The sequence below is a fragment of the Rhizobium sp. ZK1 genome (assembly GCF_047782645.1).
Lineage (GTDB): Bacteria > Pseudomonadota > Alphaproteobacteria > Rhizobiales > Rhizobiaceae > Rhizobium.
This window is the reverse complement of the sequence record NZ_CP180586.1, coordinates 1,555,210-1,574,793: the sequence shown is the minus strand read 5'-3', so window position 1 is coordinate 1,574,793 and position 19,584 is coordinate 1,555,210. Positions and strand designations below refer to the sequence as shown.

16 protein-coding genes are annotated in these 19,584 nt (G+C 59.7%); 2 read left to right on the top strand and 14 right to left on the bottom strand.

Translation table 11 applies throughout. The features are described from left to right. Window positions 1-39: 39 nt before the first annotated feature. Entirely contained in the window at window positions 40-2,145 is a 2,106-nt protein-coding gene (gene recG / locus ACK9YZ_RS08145) for an ATP-dependent DNA helicase RecG (RefSeq protein ID WP_216757987.1), read from the top strand. Here recG and ACK9YZ_RS08140 read toward each other — a convergent pair. The 14 genes from ACK9YZ_RS08140 to pcsA form a co-directional block, all read right to left on the bottom strand. Next, complete coding sequence (locus ACK9YZ_RS08140) at window positions 2,142-2,828, bottom strand: DUF502 domain-containing protein (RefSeq protein WP_216757986.1); 687 nt, start codon at window positions 2,826-2,828, stop codon at window positions 2,142-2,144. The genes recG and ACK9YZ_RS08140 overlap by 4 nt on opposite strands. 119 nt (window positions 2,829-2,947) lie before the next feature. Then, the gene (gene glmS, locus ACK9YZ_RS08135; RefSeq protein WP_416066223.1) at window positions 2,948-4,774 is read right to left on the bottom strand and encodes a glutamine--fructose-6-phosphate transaminase (isomerizing); all 1,827 of its coding nucleotides are present in this window, start codon (window positions 4,772-4,774) and stop codon (window positions 2,948-2,950) included. 107 nt (window positions 4,775-4,881) lie between these two features. Then, window positions 4,882-6,243: a bifunctional UDP-N-acetylglucosamine diphosphorylase/glucosamine-1-phosphate N-acetyltransferase GlmU gene (gene glmU, locus ACK9YZ_RS08130; RefSeq protein WP_416066222.1), complete on the bottom strand. Its 1,362-nt coding sequence runs from the start codon at window positions 6,241-6,243 to the stop codon at window positions 4,882-4,884. Between the two features lie 166 nt (window positions 6,244-6,409). After that, window positions 6,410-7,204: a FadR/GntR family transcriptional regulator gene (locus ACK9YZ_RS08125; protein WP_416066221.1), complete on the bottom strand. Its 795-nt coding sequence runs from the start codon at window positions 7,202-7,204 to the stop codon at window positions 6,410-6,412. Next, the gene (gene yjfF / locus ACK9YZ_RS08120; protein WP_216757982.1) at window positions 7,197-8,165 is read right to left on the bottom strand and encodes a galactofuranose ABC transporter, permease protein YjfF; all 969 of its coding nucleotides are present in this window, start codon (window positions 8,163-8,165) and stop codon (window positions 7,197-7,199) included. Before yjfF ends, ACK9YZ_RS08125 begins: the two co-directional genes overlap by 8 nt. After that, entirely contained in the window at window positions 8,162-9,172 is a 1,011-nt protein-coding gene (locus tag ACK9YZ_RS08115; RefSeq protein ID WP_416066220.1) for an ABC transporter permease, read from the bottom strand. Before ACK9YZ_RS08115 ends, yjfF begins: the two co-directional genes overlap by 4 nt. Beyond that, window positions 9,169-10,692 carry a galactofuranose ABC transporter, ATP-binding protein YtfR gene (gene ytfR, locus ACK9YZ_RS08110; RefSeq protein ID WP_216757980.1) on the bottom strand — a complete coding sequence of 508 codons (1,524 nt, stop codon included), beginning with the start codon at window positions 10,690-10,692 and terminating at the stop codon, window positions 9,169-9,171. Before ytfR ends, ACK9YZ_RS08115 begins: the two co-directional genes overlap by 4 nt. A 120-nt stretch (window positions 10,693-10,812) precedes the next feature. Next, window positions 10,813-11,775 (bottom strand): galactofuranose ABC transporter, galactofuranose-binding protein YtfQ, encoded by a 963-nt coding sequence (ytfQ, locus tag ACK9YZ_RS08105; protein ID WP_416066219.1) that lies wholly within the window; start codon window positions 11,773-11,775, stop codon window positions 10,813-10,815. Between the two features lie 148 nt (window positions 11,776-11,923). Continuing rightward, window positions 11,924-13,000 carry a BMP family ABC transporter substrate-binding protein gene (locus ACK9YZ_RS08100; protein ID WP_216757978.1) on the bottom strand — a complete coding sequence of 359 codons (1,077 nt, stop codon included), beginning with the start codon at window positions 12,998-13,000 and terminating at the stop codon, window positions 11,924-11,926. Window positions 13,001-13,054: 54 nt separating this feature from the next. Further along, window positions 13,055-13,975 carry an ABC transporter permease gene (locus ACK9YZ_RS08095; RefSeq protein WP_416066218.1) on the bottom strand — a complete coding sequence of 307 codons (921 nt, stop codon included), beginning with the start codon at window positions 13,973-13,975 and terminating at the stop codon, window positions 13,055-13,057. After that, window positions 13,972-15,057, bottom strand: a complete 1,086-nt coding sequence (locus ACK9YZ_RS08090; RefSeq protein WP_416066217.1) for an ABC transporter permease — start codon at window positions 15,055-15,057, stop codon at window positions 13,972-13,974. Before ACK9YZ_RS08090 ends, ACK9YZ_RS08095 begins: the two co-directional genes overlap by 4 nt. Then, window positions 15,047-16,615: an ABC transporter ATP-binding protein gene (locus tag ACK9YZ_RS08085; protein ID WP_416066216.1), complete on the bottom strand. Its 1,569-nt coding sequence runs from the start codon at window positions 16,613-16,615 to the stop codon at window positions 15,047-15,049. Before ACK9YZ_RS08085 ends, ACK9YZ_RS08090 begins: the two co-directional genes overlap by 11 nt. A 39-nt stretch (window positions 16,616-16,654) precedes the next feature. Further along, window positions 16,655-17,635, bottom strand: coding sequence for a quinone oxidoreductase family protein (locus ACK9YZ_RS08080; protein WP_416066215.1), 981 nt, complete (start codon window positions 17,633-17,635; stop codon window positions 16,655-16,657). Between the two features lie 11 nt (window positions 17,636-17,646). Then, the gene (gene pcsA, locus ACK9YZ_RS08075) at window positions 17,647-18,372 is read right to left on the bottom strand and encodes a phosphatidylcholine synthase (protein WP_216757973.1); all 726 of its coding nucleotides are present in this window, start codon (window positions 18,370-18,372) and stop codon (window positions 17,647-17,649) included. 351 nt (window positions 18,373-18,723) lie between these two features. Between pcsA and ACK9YZ_RS08070 the strand changes: the two genes are divergently transcribed. Then, a complete protein-coding gene (locus ACK9YZ_RS08070; protein ID WP_416066214.1) occupies window positions 18,724-19,536 on the top strand; it encodes a ferredoxin--NADP reductase in 813 nt (270 codons plus the stop codon). Window positions 19,537-19,584 lie beyond the last annotated feature (48 nt).

The window sequence follows — 19,584 nt, the reverse complement described above, 5'->3', positions numbered from 1 at the left end:
CCTTGCCAAGGCCCTATTGTTCATCGCATTTTGGCGCCCATGCGCCCCGCCATTCTCGATCCGCTGTTTTCTCCCGTCTCGGGCCTTCCAGGCGTCGGCCCGAAGATCTCGGAGCTCTTCGTTAAGCTGCTCGGACGCGAGACGCCCGAGGATTGCCGAGTCATCGACCTGCTGTTCCATGCGCCCCATTCGCTGATCGACCGGCGCAACCAGCCGGGGATCGCCCGCGCGCCGCAAGGCGCGATCGTGACGATTACGGCGCGTGTGGACAGGCATCAGGCGCCACCGCGCGGCAATCGCAACGTTCCCTACCGGGTCTTCCTGCATGACGAGACCGGCGAGCTATCGCTCGTCTTCTTCCGCGGACAGGCCGCCTGGCTGGAGAAACAGCTTCCGATCGACGAGGACGTAACGGTCAGCGGCAAGGTCGACTGGTTCAACGGCCGCGCTTCGATGGTTCACCCCGACTATATCGTCAAGGCAAGCGAGGGTGAGAACCTACCGCTGGTCGAGCCGATCTATCCGCTGACGGCGGGGCTTTCGCCGAAGACGCTGCGCAAGATCATCGAGGCGGCGCTGCCGCGCATGCCGGAATTGCCGGAATGGATCGATCTTTCGCTGGCGCAGAAGCAGGGGTTGCCCTCTATCCGCGACAGTTTCCATATGCTGCACGAGCCGCGAGACACTTCTGACATAGATCCGCAGACCCCTGCCCGTCGCAGGCTTGCCTATGACGAATTTCTGGCCGGCCAGCTATCGCTTGCGCTGGTGCGCCAACGGCTGCGCAAAGTGGCTGGACAACCCGTACACGCTACTGGAGAAGTCAGCGGCAAGATATTGCAAAGCCTTCCTTTTTCTCCGACGTGCAGCCAGACCGAGGCTGTTGCCGACGTCCTGAGGGACATGGCTGGCGATGAACGCATGCTGCGGCTTCTCCAGGGCGATGTCGGTTCCGGCAAGACGCTGGTTGCGCTGCTGTCGATGGCTGCTGTCATCGAGAGCGGCGGACAGGCCGTGCTAATGGCGCCGACCGAAATCCTCGCGCGCCAGCATCATGCAACGATCTCGAAATTCGCTGATACGGCGGGCCTTGGCGTCGAAGTGCTGACGGGCCGAACCAAGGGCCGTGAGCGAGAGGATATTCTCGAGCGCATTGCGTCGGGCGAAGCGCAGATCATCATCGGCACGCATGCGCTCTTCCAGGATAGCGTCAACTATAAGAACCTGATGCTGGCTGTCGTCGACGAGCAGCACCGTTTCGGCGTGCACCAACGCCTGCGGCTGACGGCAAAGGGCATCTCGCCGCATATGCTGGTCATGACGGCAACACCGATCCCACGCACGCTGGTGCTGGCAGCCTTCGGCGACATGGATGTCTCCAAGCTGATGGAGAAGCCGGCGGGTCGAAAGCCGATCCAGACGATCACAGTTCCGACCGAGCGGACCGGCGAGATCGTCGGCCGCCTCAAGAGCGCGCTGGCGGAAGGCAAGAAGGCCTACTGGATCTGTCCGTTGGTCGAGGAATCCGAAGAGCTGGATCTGATGTCGGTTGAGGAGCGGCATGCGACGCTCGTTTCGGCACTCGGTCCCGGCATCGGCCTCATTCACGGGCGGATGAGCGGACCGGAGAAAGATGCGGTCATGCTCGCCTTCAAGAGCGGCGAATTACGGTTGCTGGTGGCGACGACCGTCGTCGAAGTCGGCGTCGACGTGCCGGATGCGACGATCATGGTGATCGAACATGCCGAGCGTTTTGGCCTGGCGCAGCTGCATCAGCTTCGCGGTCGTGTCGGCCGTGGCGACGAGGCTTCCACCTGCATCCTGCTTTATAAGGGGCCGCTCGGTGAAACAGGCCATGCGCGGCTTTCGATCATGCGCGAGACCGAGGACGGCTTCCGGATTGCCGAGGAGGATCTGAAGCTCAGGGGCGAAGGCGAGCTTCTCGGCACACGTCAGTCAGGCACGCCGGGGTTTCGTATCGCCAGTATCGAGGCCCATGCCGATCTCTTGGAAATCGCCCGCAAGGACGCCGCCTATCTGATCGAGCGCGATCCGGACCTGACGAGCGAACGCGGCGAGGCAGTGCGCACCCTGCTCTACCTCTTCCGCCGCGACGAAGCGATCCGCTTCCTGCGAGCTGGCTAGTCGACCTTGGAGATCGCTTTCGGCTTGGGACGCACGACCGGCAGATGTTCCGGGGCAACGAGGCCGCCCGATATCAGGAACTTGGCGGCATCTTCCGGGCTCATATCGAGCATGACGATCTTCTCGCGCGGCACGAAGATGAGGAAGCCCGCCGTCGGCACCGGCGTCGGCGGCAGAAAGACGGCAACCATATCCTGCCCCATTGCATTGAACTTCGAACCGATCTCGCCCTTGGCATCGGTAGCGACAAAGACCAGCGCCCAGAGGCCCGGTCCCGGATATTCAATGAGGCCAACCTTCTTGAAGGAGTTCGACTGTTCCTTCAGCACCGTTTCGAAGATCTGCTTGACGCTCCTATAGACGGTACGCACCAGCGGCATGCGATGCACGATGGATTCGCCGAAGCGGACAATGCTCTGGCCGATAAGGTTCTTGCCGAGGAATCCAACGATGGTGATCAGCACCACGGCAATCAACAGACCGAACCCAGGAATGGCGAAGTTTATGTAGCTCTCGGGATTCCAACGCGCCGGGATATAGGGCCGCACCCAGCTATCCGACCAATGGATGAAGGTCCAGGTCAGCCAGATGGTGATCGCGATCGGTGCGCAGATGATAAGTCCGGCGAGAAAATTATTCCTCAGCCGCATCGCGACCGGCACTCGGGGAGCCTTCTCGGTCATCTTTTCTGATGAACTCCGTTTCAGTCTTCAGACAGGCCGACGAACCAGCCTTCCCCCTGTGTCCGCAGGCTCAAAACTGCCAGAATTCGCCTTATCGCACAACATGTTTCAACCCAGGCTTACTCCACAGTCACCGATTTCGCGAGATTGCGCGGCTGGTCCACGTCCGTGCCCATGAAGACTGCCGTGTGATAGGCAAGCAGCTGGATCGGCAGCGAAAAGATCATTGGCGAGATGATCTCATCGACGTTCGGAAGCGTGATCGTCGCCATCGTGGGCAGCTTCGAGGCGGCTGTACCATTCTCGTCGGTGATGAAGACGATGCGGCCGCCACGAGCTGCGACTTCCTGCATGTTGGACACGGTCTTTTCGAAGAAACGGTCATAGGGCGCGATGACGATGACGGGCATATTTTCGTCGATCAATGCGATCGGTCCGTGCTTCAACTCACCGGCAGCATAACCTTCGGCGTGAATATAGGAGATTTCCTTGAGCTTCAGCGCGCCTTCCATGGCGAGCGGGAAGCTGGTGCCGCGGCCGAGATAGAGCACGTCCTTGCACTTGGAGAGTTCGCGCGACAGGCCTTCCATTTGCGGCTGGATGAGATTGAGGACGCGGCTCATGATGCGCGGCATTTCCGCAAGATGGCGTACCATCGCCTTCTCGTCGTCGGCGCTGATGGTGCCGCGCGCACGGCCGGCACCGATCGCCAGCGAGGCAAGCACGGCAAGCTGGCAGGTGAAGGCCTTGGTGGAGGCAACGCCGATTTCCGGGCCGGCCATGATCGGGAAGACGGCATCGGCTTCGCGGGCAATGGTCGATTCCCGGACGTTAACGACGGCGCCGATCTTCAGGCCGTTTTCCTTGCAATAGCGCAGCGAGGCCAGCGTATCGGCGGTTTCACCCGACTGCGAGATGAAGAGAGCTGCCTGCGAAGGCTGCAGCGGCATTTCGCGGTAGCGGAACTCCGAGGCGACGTCGATTTCGACCGGCAGGCGCGCATATCGTTCGAACCAGTATTTGCCGATCAAGCCGGCAAGATAAGCGGTGCCGCAGGCCGAAATGGCAAGACCGGTCACTGCCTTGAAATCGATGGCGGATGCATTCGGACTGATCGTATTGGCAGCGAAATCCACATAGTGACTAAGCGCGTGGGAGATGACCTCCGGCTGCTCGTAGATTTCCTTTTCCATGAAGTGGCGGTGATTGCCCTTGTCTACGACATAGGCGGTCGCCTGAGAGATCTGCCGCGGGCGCTTGACCACCTTGCCGGAGAAATCGAGCACGGTCGCGCTATCGCGGGTGATTATGGCCCAATCACCGTCGACAAGATAGGTGATCTCATTGGTGAAGGGCGACAGCGCGATGGCATCCGATCCCAGGAACATCTCGCCCCTGCCATAACCGATGGCAAGCGGCGGGCCGGAGCGGGCGGCCATGATCGTGTCGGGGTCGCTCTTCAGCATGACGGCAAGCGCATAGGCGCCGGTGACGCGGTTCAGCATCTTCAGCATCGCTTCGCGCGGCGACAGGCCTTCGCGCAGATATTTCGCCATGAGGTGGGCGACGACTTCCGTATCGGTCTGACTTTGAAAGGCAGCGCCTTCGTGGCTCAGTTCATCGCGCAGTTCGGAGAAGTTTTCGATGATGCCGTTGTGGACCACCGCAACACCCTCGACGAAATGCGGGTGAGCGTTGGTTTCGTTCGGCACGCCATGGGTTGCCCAACGCGTGTGGGCAATGCCGGTCGTTCCCGGAAGCGGCTCGCTGTCGAGGCGCTTCTCCAGATTGAAGAGCTTGCCCTCGGCGCGGCGGCGATCCATCACGCTCTCATGGATCGTGGCGACACCGGCGGAATCGTAACCGCGATATTCCAGCCGCTTCAGCGCATCAACGAGACGGCCCGCAACCGGCGCATTTCCAACGATCCCCACAATTCCGCACATGCAAACGTCCCTCGGCCTTCAATCCTGAGGCCACTCCTAGCGATTCTCGCTTATTTCTCAATTGGTACGGCGGTCACTTTCGGTTTCCGCCGGTTACGGAAGGAGGCTCAGGCCTTGGCCTTCTTCGCCGCCTTGATGGCGAGCGCCCGTTCGCGCAGAAGTCTGGCCCGCTCGGGCTTGATCTCCTGCCGAGCGCGGCCGAAGGCGAGCGCCTCGGCTGGCACATCGGCGGTGACGACGCTGCCCGAGGCGATATAGGCGCCATCGCCGATCGACACCGGGGCGACCAGCGAGCTATTCGAGCCGATGAAGGCATCCTTGCCGATGATCGTCTCGAACTTGTTCACCCCGTCATAATTGCAGGTGATCGTACCGGCGCCGATATTGGTGCCTGATCCGATAACGGCGTCGCCGATATAGGTCAGATGGTTGACCTTGGCGCCCTCGCCGATCTTGCCGTTCTTGACCTCGCAGAAATTGCCGACCTTAGAACCGGCCGAGAGATCAGCGCCCGGGCGCAGCCGTGCAAACGGACCGACCATTGCACCTTCGCTCACATGCGCGCCTTCGATATGCGAGAAAGCATGGATCACCGCGCCGCTATCGATGACAGCACCTGGGCCGAAGACGACATTCGGCTCGATCAGCGCATCCTGGCCGATAACGGTATCATAAGAGAGGAAGACCGTTTCCGGGGCGATCATCGTCACACCCGAGAGCATCAATTCACGGCGGCGACGCTCCTGCCAGAAGCGCTCGATACTGGCAAGTTCAGCGCGATTGTTGCAGCCGGTCATTTCGATTTCCGGCGCATCGACAGCAGTGACGCGGCCACCAAGCGAGCGGGCGATCTCCACGAGATCGGTCAGATAATATTCGCCCTTGGCATTGCTGTTGCCAATCCGCGACAAAAGGTCGAGGGCCTTGCGGCCATTGATCGCCATCAGGCCGCTATTGCACCACTTGACGGTGCGCTCGGCATCCGTCGCATCCTTTTCCTCGCGGATGGCGATCAACTCGCCGTCCTTGACGAGCAGACGCCCATAGCCGGTCGGGCGGTCCGTGTGGAAACCGATGACGACGATGTCGCTGCCTTCGGCCAGCGCCTTGCGCGCTTCGAGCAGCGGGCCGGCGGTCTGCAGCGGCACATCGCCATAGGTGACGAGGATATCGTCGTAACCCTCGGCAATCGCCTCACGGGCGGCGAGAACGGCATGGCCGGTGCCGAGGCGCTGCTCCTGTAAATAGGATTGGATCTTCACACCGCCGATATCGGCAGCCTTCGCCACCCTCTCGGCATCGCGGCCGACGACGAGGGCTACGGAGGAAATTCCGGTTGCGGCTACGGCATCGACGACATGGGCGATCATCGGCCGACCGGCCACCTCATGCAGCACCTTGGACTTTGCGGATTTCATTCGCGTGCTGTCACCGGCGGCGAGAATGACGGCAAGGCAGGTGCGTTCCATGGCGAACTCCGAGAATCCATTGCTACTGCATAATTCCTTAAATCAGAATCGATTTAAGGATAAAGTTACGCAGCAATTTAAAGTGTTACAGCGTCCTTTGCGCGTCTCAAAAGACGCGCGGCGCTGTAATCGGCTGTTCTGCCGCTCATAGCAGCAAGGCGAGGCTTCAAAAAGACGAAATCGGCAGAGAAATGATGGGCTCGGCAAGCGCGGAGAAGGCTTCGTGGACGTGCTCCCTGCCGTCGACGATGACATCTTCCATCGCCTTGCGTGCGGCAGCGCTATTGCCTGCGGCGATAGCATCGACGATGCGCATATGGGTCTCGGCGATGTTAGCGAAACCGCTCTGGGATGGCGGAGTGCTCATGCGGAACATGCCGACGAGTGCTGCCTCGATCAGCCCGCCGAGTGTACGCATGAACGGGTTGTGGGAAGCTTCGGACACGGCGAGGTGGAAACGCAGGTCGGCAAGCGCGAGGCTTTCGGACGTGTGGCCGCTTGCAGCCATATCGAGCGCCAGGCCGCGTAGTAATTCGATCTCGGCCGGATTTGCGCGCTCTGCCACGAGGCCGGCGGCGAAGGGTTCGAAAGCGAGGCGGATATCGTAAAGCTGCAGGAGGAATTCTTCACTCACACCATTGGCGAAATGCCAGGATATGATTTCGGTATCGAACATGTTCCAGAAGTTCTTTTCCGTCACACGCGTACCGACGCGCGCCTTTGCAACGACCATGCCCTTGGCGGCGAGCGTCTTCATCGTTTCACGCAACACCGTGCGGGAGACCTTGAAGCGCTGCGCCAGCTCCCCGTCTCCAGGCAGGATCGTGCCGACGGGATAGATGCCGGCGACGATTCCCTTTCCGAGTTCATCGACGACATGCGCGTGGCTTGTTCGGGTTCTTCGCCCTGCCTTACGGGTTTCAAGCGGTCTGTTGCGCAATACGATACTCCTCCTAGCCATATCTCCTGTTCAGACTGGAAAGGAAAAGGATGGCCTTCTGCATTACCATGAATGCAAAAAGCAGCAAGCCAATCAGGATTTTTGTCCACCAGCTCGACAGCGTACCGTCGAAAGTGATGTAAGTCTGAATGAGCCCCTGGATCAGCAGACCGATGAAGGTCCCTGCCACGAATCCTGCTCCTCCTGTCAGCAGCGTCCCTCCGATGACGACTGCCGCAATGGCATCCAATTCGACGCCCACCGCCGCAAGAGAATATCCTGCTGAGGTGTATAGGGAAAAAACGATTCCGGATAGACCCGCCAGGAAACCCGACAGGGCGTAGATCTGGATCGTCGTGCGCGCTATCGGAACGCCCATCAACTGCGCCGTCTGCACGCCACCGCCCAGCGCATAGACATTCGTCCCGAAGCGGGTGCGATGCGCGATGAATATGCCCGCTGCGAAGACAATCAGCATGATACCGCCGATCAGCGTCAGCCGTCCGCCGCCAGGCAGACGGTAGTAAAGGCTGGTCAGCGTCGAATAATATTCGTGATTGATCGGAATGCTGTCGATCGACAGGACATAGGCCATGCCGCGGGCAAGGAACATGCCGGCAAGCGTCACGATGAACGGCGGCATCTGCAGGAAATGGATGATCATGCCCATGACCGCGCCGAAGGCCGTGGTGATGATGAGAACGATTGCGAAGGCGGCCAGCGGATGAATGCTGGTGTTCTGCAGGATCACGGCCAAGAAGACGCCTGTGAAGGCGATGACGGACCCGATCGACAGGTCGATACCGCCGGAGATGATGACGAACGTCATGCCGACGGCGGCGATGCCGAGAAAGGCGTTATCCGTCAGCAGGTTGCCGATGACGCGCGTCGACAGGATGTTCGGATATTGCAGCGTGCAAACCGCATAGGCGAGCACGAAGATGACGATCGTCGCAAGGAGCGGCAAGTATTTGGTATTCATTTGCGCCCCCCTGCGTCCGTCCGGCGGGTCAGGAAGCTGGTCAGCGATTGCATGGCCGGCGACTGGATGACCAGAATGACGATGATGATGATCGCCTTGATGATGAGATTGAACTCCGGCGGAAAGCCGGAAAGCAGAATACCGGTGTTGACCGCCTGGATGATCATTGCGCCGATCAGCGAGCCGATGATGCTGAAGCGGCCACCGAGCAGCGAGTTACCACCGACGACCACGGCGAGGATGGCATCAAGCTCCAGCCAGAGGCCGGCATTGTTGGCGTCAGCGCCCTTGATGTCGGCAGCGACTATGATGCCTGCGATGGAAGCGCAGAGGCCGCTCAGCATATAGACCGCCATCAGCAGCACCGGCGTCTGTACGCCTGACAGCGTGCTCGCGCGTCTGTTGATGCCGACAGCCTCGATCAGCATGCCGAGCGCGGTGCGGCGGACCAGCAGGATGACCAGCAGGGCGACGACCAGCCAGATGACGACGGGCATAGGCAGGAAGGCGAAGGAACCGCTGCCGAGAAAGATCAGTCCGTCATCGTTGAAGGTCATGATGGCACCTTCGGTGATGAGCTGGGCAATCCCGCGGCCGGCGACCATCAGAACGAGGGTCGCGATGATCGGCTGGATATTGAGGACGGCAACAAGAAAGCCGTTCCACAAGCCACAGAGCAGACCGATGACAACAGTGAGTGCCAGGGTATAGGCAAGCGAATTGCCTTCGACGATCGACGAGGCTGCAACGGCGCCGCAAATAGCGATGACCGCGCCGACCGAGAGGTCGATGCCTTTGGTGGCGATCACAAGCGTCATGCCGACGGCGAGCAACGCCACGGGTGCGCCGCGATTGAGCACATCGATGATGCTTCCGTAGAGCCGGTCATTTTGAACAATTACGTCAAGAAATTGCGGGAAGAAGCTGAAATTCAAAAGAAGAACAACCAAAAGCGCAATCAATTGCGGCGCAAGACGAAAGCCCAGCGCCTTCAGCGAGGCAGTCATGCATCCTCCGTTCGTTTGTCGCCCGCAGCAATGGCGTCGACGATACCGGCGGCGGTAATGCGCTCACCGGTTAATTCAGCGATATGTTCGCGGTCGCGCAGCACGATGACGCGCGAGCTGTAGGCAACCAGTTCCTCCAGCTCCGAGGAAATGACGATCAGCGACATGCCCCTGGCGCAAAGCTGCTCGATCAGCTTGATGATCTCGGCATGGGCGCCGACATCAATGCCGCGGGTCGGTTCGTCCAGGATCAGGAAATCCGGATTCGTGGCGAGCCAGCGGGCAAGGATCGCCTTCTGCTGATTGCCGCCGGACAGCAGCCGAATAGGCTTTTCACGGTCGGTCGTGCGGATATCGAGCGCCTTGATATATTCGTCGGCAATCGCATTCTGTTCGGCGCGTGAAAGCGGTCGCGCCCAGCCGCGGCGGGCCTGCAGCGCAAGCGCAATATTCTCTCGGATCGACAGGTCGCCGATAATGCCGTCCGTCTTGCGGTCTTCCGGGCAGAAGCCAAAGCCCTTGCCGATCGCCGTACGAGGACTGGAAAGCGTCACAGGCTTTCCATCGATCCTTGCGACACCGCTATCGGCGCTTTCGATGCCGAAGAGAAGCTCGGCTGTTTCCGTACGCCCCGAGCCAAGAAGCCCTGCGACACCGACGACCTCGCCGACACGGACGTCGAGATCGAAGGGCTTCACCTTTCCGCGCTTTCCGAAACCCTCGAAAGAATATCTGACCTCGCCGGCGGCAATGGTGTGTTCCCTGGCGGCATGCTCTGTCTGGGCGAGCTCGCGCCCGAGCATCATGGCGATCAGGTTCTGGCGCGGCAGTTCGGCTGCCTCATGCGTACCGACAAGCCGGCCATTGCGCAGCACTGTGATGCGGTCGCTGACTGCGTAGACTTGTTCGAGGAAATGCGTAATGAAGACAATACCTAATCCACGCTTCTTCAAGTCATTTATGATACCGAACAGCATCTCGACTTCATGCGTATCGAGACTTGCCGTTGGTTCGTCGAGGATGAGAACCTTGCCGGAGAGATCGACGGCACGCGCGATCGCCACGATCTGCTGGACAGCGACCGAAAAGCGATCGAGCTGCGCTGTGACATCGATGTCCAGGCCATAGCCTGCCAGAAGCTCACGAGCATTCCTGTTCATGGTCCGGGCATCGATCATGCCGAAGCGCTTCGGCTGGCGGCCGAGGAAGAGGTTTTCCGCAACGCTGAGATTGGCAAGGAGGTTGACCTCCTGGTAGACGGTGCCGATGCCCAGCTTCTGGGCGGCCAGAGTATCGGCCGGATCGATCTCGTGACCTTCCAGCGTCAGGCTTCCGGCATCGCGGCGATAGGCGCCGGTCATACATTTGATGAGCGTCGATTTGCCGGCGCCGTTTTCGCCGAGCAAGGCATGAACCTCGCCACGGCGAAGCGTGAAATCCACCTTGTCCAGGGCGATAGCGCCGGGGAAGAATTTCGATATGGCCGAGGCTGCGAGAATATTCTCGAAATTGTGAACCATGAGGGCTGCTGTTTCCTGATATTGCGCCTTACGCCTGCGCCAAAACCAGGCATGACGCCCGGCCCGGCACCGGCAGTTCCGCACCGGTCCATGATGGACCGGTGCGGCCCCAGGTTCAAATCAGTAGCCCTGACCCTTCTTCTCTTCATAGACCTTCATCGGGTCGTCAGCCGGCGTATAGAGCTTGGACTCGGTCTGGATCCACTTCGGCGGAGCCTTCTTGTCCTTCAGGTATGCTTCGAGCGCATCGAAGGCCGGGCCTGCCATGTTCGGCGTCAGCTCGACCGTGGCATTGGCCTCGCCTTCGGACATGGCCTTGAAAATATCGGGCACGGCGTCGATAGAGACGACGAGGATATCTTTACCCGGCTTCAGGCCAGCTTCCTTGATCGCCTGGATGGCGCCAACCGCCATGTCGTCGTTATGGGCATAAAGAGCGCAGATATCCTTGCCGCCATTCTCGGCCTTCAGGAAGCTTTCCATGACTTCCTTGCCCTTGGTGCGGGTGAAATCACCGGTCTGGCTGCGGACGATCTTCAGGTTATCGTGGCCGGCAAGGGCCTCTTCGAAGCCCTTCTTGCGAGCGATGGCCGGCGACGAACCGGTCGTGCCCTGCAGCTCGACGACATTGCACTTCTTGTCGCCGACGGTCTTGACCAGGAAGTCGCCGGCGACCTTGCCTTCATGGACCAGGTCGGAGGTAACAGCCGTCAGATAGAGATCGTCAGGAGCCTTGATGGTACGGTCGAGAAGGATGACCGGAATGTTGGCTTCCTTGGCTTCCTTCAGAACGTCGTCCCAGCCGGTTTCGACAACAGGAGCAATGAGAATGGCGTCAACGCCCTGAGCAATGAAGGAGCGCAGAGCCTTGATCTGATTTTCCTGTTTCTGCTGCGCATCGGCAAACTTCAGATCGATGCCGCGCTTCTTGGCCTGCTCCTTGGTCACGGTCGTCTCAGCCGCACGCCAGCCCGATTCTGAGCCGATCTGCGAGAAACCGACGGTGAGGCCAGCAGCCGAAGCTGAACCAAACATGCAGGCAGCCAGAATCGTGGCACTCAAAAGTGCAGTCTTTAATTTCATGATTTCCTCTCCCAATGCCGCGTCTCGCGGCGCAGGGTCAAAAAATCATATAGTAATACTTTTGTAAATGAGCATTTTGGTATGCACTGCAGCAAAAAAGGCGCTCCTTTCAGAGCGCCTTTTCGCAACTGCGAGTTACAAACTCTTCTTACTGCGCCGGCAGCTTATCGTCCACGCCTTCGACGTAGAAGTTCATGCCGAGAAGCGTGCCGTCATCAGCCTTTTCGCCGGCTTTCAGCCAGGGCGTGCCGTCCTGCTTGTTGATCGGACCGGTGAAGGGATGCAGTTCGCCGGACTTGATCTTGGCTTCGGTTTCCTCAGCCATCTTCTTCACGTCGTCGGGCATGTTCGTGTATGGCGCCATCTTGAGAATGCCGTCCTTCAAACCGTCCCAGCTCTGCTCGGACTTCCAGGTGCCATCCAGCAGCGCGTGGACGCGCTTGGAGTAGTAGGTGCCCCAGGTGTCCACGATTGCCGTCAGCTGCGCCTTGGGGCCAGCTGCGATCATGTCGGATGCCTGGCCGAAGGCGTGGATGCCGCGCTCTTCGGCAACCTGCATCGGCGCGGTCGTGTCGGTGTGCTGGGTCAGCACGTCGACGCCCTGGTCGATCATGGCCTTGGCGGCGTCGGCTTCCTTGCCCGGGTCGAACCAGGTGTTGACCCAAATGACCTTCAGCTTGAAGCTCGGATCGATCGACTTGGCGCCCTGCTCGAAGGAGTTGATGCCCATCACGACTTCCGGAATGGGGAAGGAGGCGATGTAGGCAGCGCCGTGGTTCTTCGAGGTCTTGGCGGCGATCTGGCCGAGGATGTAACGGCCTTCATAGAAACGCGAGTTGTAGGTCGCAAGATTCGGGCCGGTCTTGTAACCGGTGCCGTGCTCGAACTTGACGTCCGGGAACTTGGCAGCAACCTTGACCGTCGCGTCCATGAAGCCAAAAGACGTCGTGAAGATCAGCTTGCAGCCGGAGCGGGCAAGGCGCTCGATGGCGCGTTCGGCATCCGGACCTTCCGGAACGTTTTCGAGATAAGGCGTTTCGATCTTGTCGCCGAATTCGGCCTGGACCTGTTGGCGACCCAGATCGTGTGCCTGCGAATAACCGCCGTCGGTGTGAGAACCGACATAGACGAAGCAGACCTTCGTCTTGTCCGCTGCCTCGGCGGCGGAGGAGATGCCGATCACGGCTGCAGCCGATGCGGCAAGTGTGAGTGCGAACTTCTTCATGATGACCCCTGTTGGTTTGAAGATTTTCCGGAAACCCATCTCTCAGTTCTTGTTCTATCGCTCCGGTACGAAGGCTTTTCCAAGCGACGCGGGCGTATTGATCAACGTCGTGCGCCGATTATGAGAAATGATGATGAGAACCACAATAGTCGCGGCGTAGGGCAGCATCGAGAGGAACTGCGAGGGAATGCCGAGACCGAAAGCCTGAGCGTGGAGCTGCAGGATCGTGACCGCCCCAAAGAGATAACCGCCGGCAAAGACCCGCCATGGGCGCCAGGAGGCGAAGACGACAAGCGCCAGCGTGATCCATCCGCGGCCGGCAGACATGTTTTCCGCCCATTGCGGCGTATAGACGAGCGAGAGCTGTGCGCCGGCAAGACCGGCACAGGCGCCGCCGAACATGACAGCCAGATATCGCGTGCGGATGACATGGATGCCAAGCGCATGAGCGGAGCCGTGACTGTCGCCAATCGCTCTGAGCTTCAGCCCGGCACGGCTGCGGAACAGGAACCAGCTCACGCCGAAGACGAGCGCGATCGACAGGTAGAAGATGAAATCCTGCTTGAAGAGAACCGGGCCGACAACAGGAATATCGGAGAGGAACGGAATGACGATCTCCTCCAGCCGGATGCCGGGCACGCTGACATAGGCCTCGCCCAACTGGCCGGACAGACCGAGACCGAGAAGGGTCAACGCCAGGCCGGTCGCCACCTGGTTTGCAACCAGCGTCAGCGTCAGGAAGGCAAAGAGCAATGAGAAAAGCGCACCGACGACGATGCCGCATATGATGCCGACATAGGGCGAACCCGATATCTGCGCGCCGGCAAAAGCGGCGACCGCACCCATGATCATCATGCCCTCGACGCCGAGATTGAGAACGCCGGAGCGCTCCGTTACGAGTTCGCCGAGTGCTGCGATGACGAGCGGCGTGGAGGCGGTGATAACCGTCAGAAGAATGGCTTCGAAGATGCTCATGCCGCGCCACCCCTTGCCCGCGACCAGAGGATGCGGATTTTGTAATAGATCAGCGTGTCGCAAGAGAGCACGAAGAAGAGGATCAACCCCTGGAAGACGCGTGTGACCTTGTCGGAAACACCGATCGAAAGCTGTGCGGCCTCACCGCCGAGATAAGTCAGCGCCAGCACCAGACCCGAAGCGATGATGCCGAGCGGATTGAGACGACCGAGGAAGGCAACGATGATGGCGGTGAAGCCGTAACCCGGCGAGATCGCCGGCTGCAGATGACCGATCGAGCCCGAGACTTCGCAAATGCCGGCAAGGCCGGCCAGCGCGCCGGAGAAGAGAAAGCTGAACCAGATCATCCTCTTGGATGAAAAGCCCGCAAAGCGCCCTGCCCGTTCCGACTGGCCGAGCACGATGACCTCGAAGCCCTTCAGCGTGAAGCGCATCATGAACCAGACGAGAACAGCCGCGACGATGGCGAAGATGAAACCCCAGTGGGCACGGCCCGATTCTTCCCAGATCGCCGGCACGATCGCCTCCGGCGCAAAATCGCGCGAGACCGGGAAATTGAAGCCCTTCGGATCGCGCCATGCACCGCGTATCAGCCAATCGAGATAGAGCTGGGCGATATAGACCAGCATCAGCGACGTCAGGATCTCGTTGGTGTTGAAATGCGCCTTCAAGAGCGCCGGAATGGCGGCAAACAGCGCGCCGCCAAGCGCGCCCAGGATAAGCACCAGCGGCAGCACCAGCGGCGAATGCCAGTCGTAGAAGATGATCGGGATATAGGAACCGGTGATCGCGCCGATGGTGAACTGGCCTTCAGCGCCGATATTCCAGTTGTTGGAGCGATAACAGACGGCGAGACCAACGCCGATCAGGATCAGCGGGGCTGCCTTGATCGCCAGCTCATGCAGCGACCAGACTTCCAGAAGCGGCTCGACGAAGAAGGCGTCGAGCGCCTCGACCGGATCTTTGCCGAGCATGGCGAACATGATCGCGCCTGCGATCAGCGTCAGGACGAGAGCAAGAAGTGGTGAAATGAAGGCGTAGAGTTTCGAGACCTGCGGGCGCTTTTCAAGCTCAATGCGCATGAACAGCCTCCGCGGCATGCTTGCCTTCATGCAGGCCACCCATCAGCAGACCGATCTTTTCGCGCGTCAATTCGTCAGCCGGATAGGGCTTGGAAAGCCGTCCTTCGGAAATGACGGCGATATCGGTCGCCACTTCGAAGATCTCGTCGAGATCCTGGCTGATGACGACGACGGCCGAACCGGCTTTTGCAAGATCGACAAGGGCCTGGCGGATGCGGCTTGCGGCACCGGCGTCGACGCCCCAGGTCGGCTGATTGACGACGAGAACCGCCGGCTGGCGGTCGAGTTCGCGACCGACGATGAATTTCTGCAGGTTGCCGCCGGAGAGCGAACCCGCGGCGGGATCATCGCCGCTCTTGCGCACGTCCATCGCCTCTGAAATGCGTCGTGCGGCGGATTTCACCGCGCCCTGCCTGATAATGCCGAGGACGCCGAGAAAGGCCTTTCGGTCCGACTGGCTGCGGGCCAGTACCAGATTGTCGGAGAGTTTCATGGCGGAGACGGCCGCATGGCCATGCCGCTCCTCCGGCACGAAGCCGGCACCGAGCAGGCGTCGGGCGGTGATGCCCTGCGTACCGACCGGTTTCTTTCTGATAATGATCGCTTCGGCAGACGACACCGGATATTCGCCGGACAGAGCATCGAAAAGTTCACTCTGTCCGTTGCCGGCCACACCGGCGATTGCGAGGATTTCTCCCGAGCACACCGTCAGGGAAACGTCGCGCAGCGGCATGGCAAAGGGTGTGCGCGCGGAGACGGAGAGGTTCGAGACGGCAAGCTGCACCTCGCCCTTGTCGTTGCGCTCGGGATGGGTAACGGCTGCAACCTCGCTGCCCACCATCATGCGGGCGAGAGAAGCGGGCGTCTCCTGTTTGGGATCGCAGGCGCCGGTCACGCGGCCGTGGCGAAGGACCGTGGCGCGATCGCAGATACGCTGCACCTCTTCCAGGCGGTGGCTGATATAGAGGACGGAGCGACCCTCTGCACGCAGCTTGAAGAGGGTTTCGAAGAGCCTGTCAGCTTCCTGCGGCGTCAGCACCGAGGTCGGCTCGTCAAGGATGATGAGCTTCGGGTTCTGCAACAGGGCGCGGACGATTTCGATGCGCTGACGTTCTCCGACCGAGAGATCGGCGACATGGGCATGCGGGTCGAGCGGCAGGCCATAGGCCTGCGACAGTGCCCTCGCCTCCTCTGCGATCTTGCCGATCGGGATGCTGTCATCGAGGGAAAGCGCGATATTCTCGGCAACGGTCAGCGCTTCGAAGAGCGAGAAATGCTGGAAGACCATGCCGATGCCGAGCTTGCGGGCCTCGCCCGGCGACGTGATCGTGGCCGGACTGCCCTCCCACAGGATCTGTCCGTCCGTCGGCTCCAGAACGCCGAACAGCATCTTGACCAGTGTGGATTTGCCTGCGCCATTTTCACCGAGAAGCGCATGAATTTCGCCCGGCGCTATATCGAGATCGATTTCATTGCAGGCGGCAAAGCTACCGAAGAATTTGGTCAGCTTCTGCACCGATAACAACGCGCCGGAAGCCGGCACATTCAATGGCGACACGTTCCCCTCATTTCTTCTGCCGACCGGTCCGTTTGGATCTCATGGAATCAGCAGCGTCGTTCCGGTTGTTTTTCTTGTTTCCAGATCCGTGTGAGCCCGCCCAACCTCACGCAGCGGATAGGTTTGATTGATATTGATACGCACTTTGTTGCTACGCACAACATCAAATAGATTGTTTGCACAATCGGTCAGTTCCTGACGCGAAGCAATATAAGTATAGAGCGTCGGGCGCGTGGCATAGAGCGAACCCCGTTGGGCGAGGTGCGCCATGGTGAAATTCTCAATGGCGCCAGAGGATTGGCCGAAGGAGGCGAAGAGACCGCGCGGCTTCAGGCAATCCAGCGATTGCGGGAAAGTATCGCGGCCGATCGAGTCATAGACCACGTCGACGCCCTTGCCGGCGGTCATTTCCCGCACGCGTTCGGCGAAATTTTCAGTCTTGTAATTGATGACATGGTCGTAGCCATGGTCGAGCGCCAGTTGGACCTTGTCGGCGGAGCCTGCCGTGCCGATGACGGTTGCACCGAGCGCCTTCGCCCACTGGCCGGCGATGAGGCCGACGCCGCCGGCTGCAGCATGGAACAGCAACACCGTCTCGGGACCGACCTTGAAGGTGCGGTTCAGGAGGTATTCGGCCGTCATGCCCTTCAGCATCATGGCGGCCGCAGTTTTCAGGCTGATGCCCTCTGGTACCTTCACCAGATGTTTCGTCTCGATGTTGCGTTCGGCGCTATAGGCGCCGTCAGCGCTGGCATAGGCAACGCGGTCGCCCGCGGCAAAATCGGTCACACCGGGGCCGACCGACGTGATGACGCCAGCGGCTTCCTTGCCGGTTACGAAGGGCAGATGCGGCGCCTTATAGGTGCCATCCCGGAAATAGACATCGATGAAATTCAGGCCGATCGCTTCCTGACGGATCTGCACCTGACCCTCCGAGGGTGGCAGCAGATCGATATCGACATATTCGAAAACCTCGGGTCCACCGTTTCTGGAGAAAGAAACTGCCTTCGTCTTTGCCATCTGTATCTGCCTCACTTGCGTCCGAGCGCCGGGAAGAATTGGAGCACCACACCGATGACGTAAAGATAGACGCCGCTCACGATGAAGAGAACGATGGCCCATTGCGGCATGTCGAAATGCATCAACAGCGAATAGGCACCGAGCGCCGACCACAGCAGAAAGATGCCGAGGTTCAGCGGTCGCAGGCGCTGGACGCGCACGGGATGCAGGAAGTTGATCGGCAAAAAGGTCAGGACCACGGAGACGGTGACGACGATAAAGGCCGTCATCTCGCCCGCGTGCATGACGAATAGCGTGAAGACCACCATGTTCCAGACGACGGGGAAACCGGAAAAGAAATACTCCTCCGTCTTCATGCCCATATCGGCATAATAGATGGCGCTCGACACGACGATCATGCCGGCGGCGGCGAAAGACCAGGGCTCGCCGATCATGCCGCTCTGATAGAGCGCGAAGGCCGGCAGCAGCACATAGGTGACGTAATCGATGATGTTATCGAGCGTATCACCCGACCAATTCGGCAGTACTTCCTTGACACGCACCTTGCGGGCGATCGGTCCATCGATGCCATCGACCAGAAGCGCAAGGCCCAGCCACCAGAACATGTCGATGAAACGGTGCTCGGCAGCGGCAACCACCCCAAGAAATGCAAGAAAAGAACCGGAGGCCGTCAGAATATGGACGGAGAATGCACGCATTTCCGCGTAAGGAACGCGCTTGTAATTGAAGATTTTCATGTTCCCCCGTACAACCTGTCGCGCCCCGCGCCGCGGCGGGCGTCGTTTTTTTCTTGAAACGCGCCACGATCTTTCAGATTGCTCGCCACGCTTCAGGTCTTTGTTTGACGCATGTCGTTGTCGCAAAACCGCATGAACACTTTTGCGCGACATGCTTTAATATGCATCCTTTGAATAGCTTAGCCAGCGCAAAAGCGACAGTTTGCCACAGGCCAGTGAATCCTGACCGTGACATGCATATTTCGCTCCTCAGCCATGCGATGGAATGGATTGCCTTTAATTTAGCGGGGTTTTGTAATATCTGCCTCGGATGCCGATGATTATCCTGCGAACGACGAGCCCGATATCGAAATGAACGCTCCTGCAAAGACCGAAGAATTCGCTTCCGCTATCCCTGCCGGCGTCTATGCCGAGACGGTGCTGAGTGTGACGCATTATACCGACCGGCTCTTCCGCTTCACGATGACTCGGCCGGATGGCTTCCGTTTCCGCTCGGGCGAATTCGCGATGATCGGCCTCATGGTCGACGGCAAGCCCGTCTTCCGCGCCTATTCGATCGCAAGCCCGGCTTGGGCCGAAGAGCTCGAGTTCTTCTCGATCAAGGTGCCGGATGGTCCGCTGACCTCGCATCTGCAGCTCATCAAGCCGGGCGACCAGGTTCTGATGCGCAAGAAGCCGACAGGCACGCTGGTTCTCGATGCCCTGACACCCGGCAAGCGCCTTTACATGTTCTCCACCGGCACGGGCATTGCGCCTTTTGCGAGCCTCATCCGCGATCCGGAAACATATGAGAAGTTCGACGAAGTCATTCTCACGCATACGACGCGCGAAATTTCCGAGCTGAGATACGGCTTCGATCTCATTGAAGAGATCCGGAATGACGAGCTTCTCCAGGAAGTGGTCGGCGATAAGCTGCGCCACTATGCGACTGTGACGCGCGAAGATTTCGAATATCGCGGCCGCATCACAGACCTGATCTCGTCCGGCAAGCTCTTCACCGATCTCGGCGTTCCGCCGATCGATCCGGCTGTTGACCGCGGCATGATTTGCGGCTCTTCGGCCATGCTGAAGGACACGAAGGAGCTTCTGGAAAAGGCCGGGCTCGAAGAAGGCGCCAACAGCAAGCCCGCAGAATTCGTCATCGAGCGCGCCTTCGTCGGCTGAGGCTGCGACACAGATTTTCTAGACAACGGCTCCGGAAACGGGGCCGTT

Excerpts from the sequence above, each read along its gene's own strand:
- recG (WP_216757987.1), top strand. The coding sequence starts at position 40 with ATGCGCCCCGCCATTCTCGATCCGCTGTTTTCTCCCGTCTCGGGCCTT.
- ACK9YZ_RS08140 (WP_216757986.1), bottom strand. The coding sequence starts at position 2,828 with ATGACCGAGAAGGCTCCCCGAGTGCCGGTCGCGATGCGGCTGAGGAAT.
- glmS (WP_416066223.1), bottom strand. The coding sequence starts at position 4,774 with ATGTGCGGAATTGTGGGGATCGTTGGAAATGCGCCGGTTGCGGGCCGT.
- glmU (WP_416066222.1), bottom strand. The coding sequence starts at position 6,243 with ATGGAACGCACCTGCCTTGCCGTCATTCTCGCCGCCGGTGACAGCACG.
- ACK9YZ_RS08125 (WP_416066221.1), bottom strand. The coding sequence starts at position 7,204 with ATGGCTAGGAGGAGTATCGTATTGCGCAACAGACCGCTTGAAACCCGT.
- yjfF (WP_216757982.1), bottom strand. The coding sequence starts at position 8,165 with ATGAATACCAAATACTTGCCGCTCCTTGCGACGATCGTCATCTTCGTG.
- ACK9YZ_RS08115 (WP_416066220.1), bottom strand. The coding sequence starts at position 9,172 with ATGACTGCCTCGCTGAAGGCGCTGGGCTTTCGTCTTGCGCCGCAATTG.
- ytfR (WP_216757980.1), bottom strand. The coding sequence starts at position 10,692 with ATGGTTCACAATTTCGAGAATATTCTCGCAGCCTCGGCCATATCGAAA.
- ytfQ (WP_416066219.1), bottom strand. The coding sequence starts at position 11,775 with ATGAAATTAAAGACTGCACTTTTGAGTGCCACGATTCTGGCTGCCTGC.
- ACK9YZ_RS08100 (WP_216757978.1), bottom strand. The coding sequence starts at position 13,000 with ATGAAGAAGTTCGCACTCACACTTGCCGCATCGGCTGCAGCCGTGATC.
- ACK9YZ_RS08095 (WP_416066218.1), bottom strand. The coding sequence starts at position 13,975 with ATGAGCATCTTCGAAGCCATTCTTCTGACGGTTATCACCGCCTCCACG.
- ACK9YZ_RS08090 (WP_416066217.1), bottom strand. The coding sequence starts at position 15,057 with ATGCGCATTGAGCTTGAAAAGCGCCCGCAGGTCTCGAAACTCTACGCC.
- ACK9YZ_RS08080 (WP_416066215.1), bottom strand. The coding sequence starts at position 17,635 with ATGGCAAAGACGAAGGCAGTTTCTTTCTCCAGAAACGGTGGACCCGAG.
- pcsA (WP_216757973.1), bottom strand. The coding sequence starts at position 18,372 with ATGAAAATCTTCAATTACAAGCGCGTTCCTTACGCGGAAATGCGTGCA.
- ACK9YZ_RS08070 (WP_416066214.1), top strand. The coding sequence starts at position 18,724 with ATGAACGCTCCTGCAAAGACCGAAGAATTCGCTTCCGCTATCCCTGCC.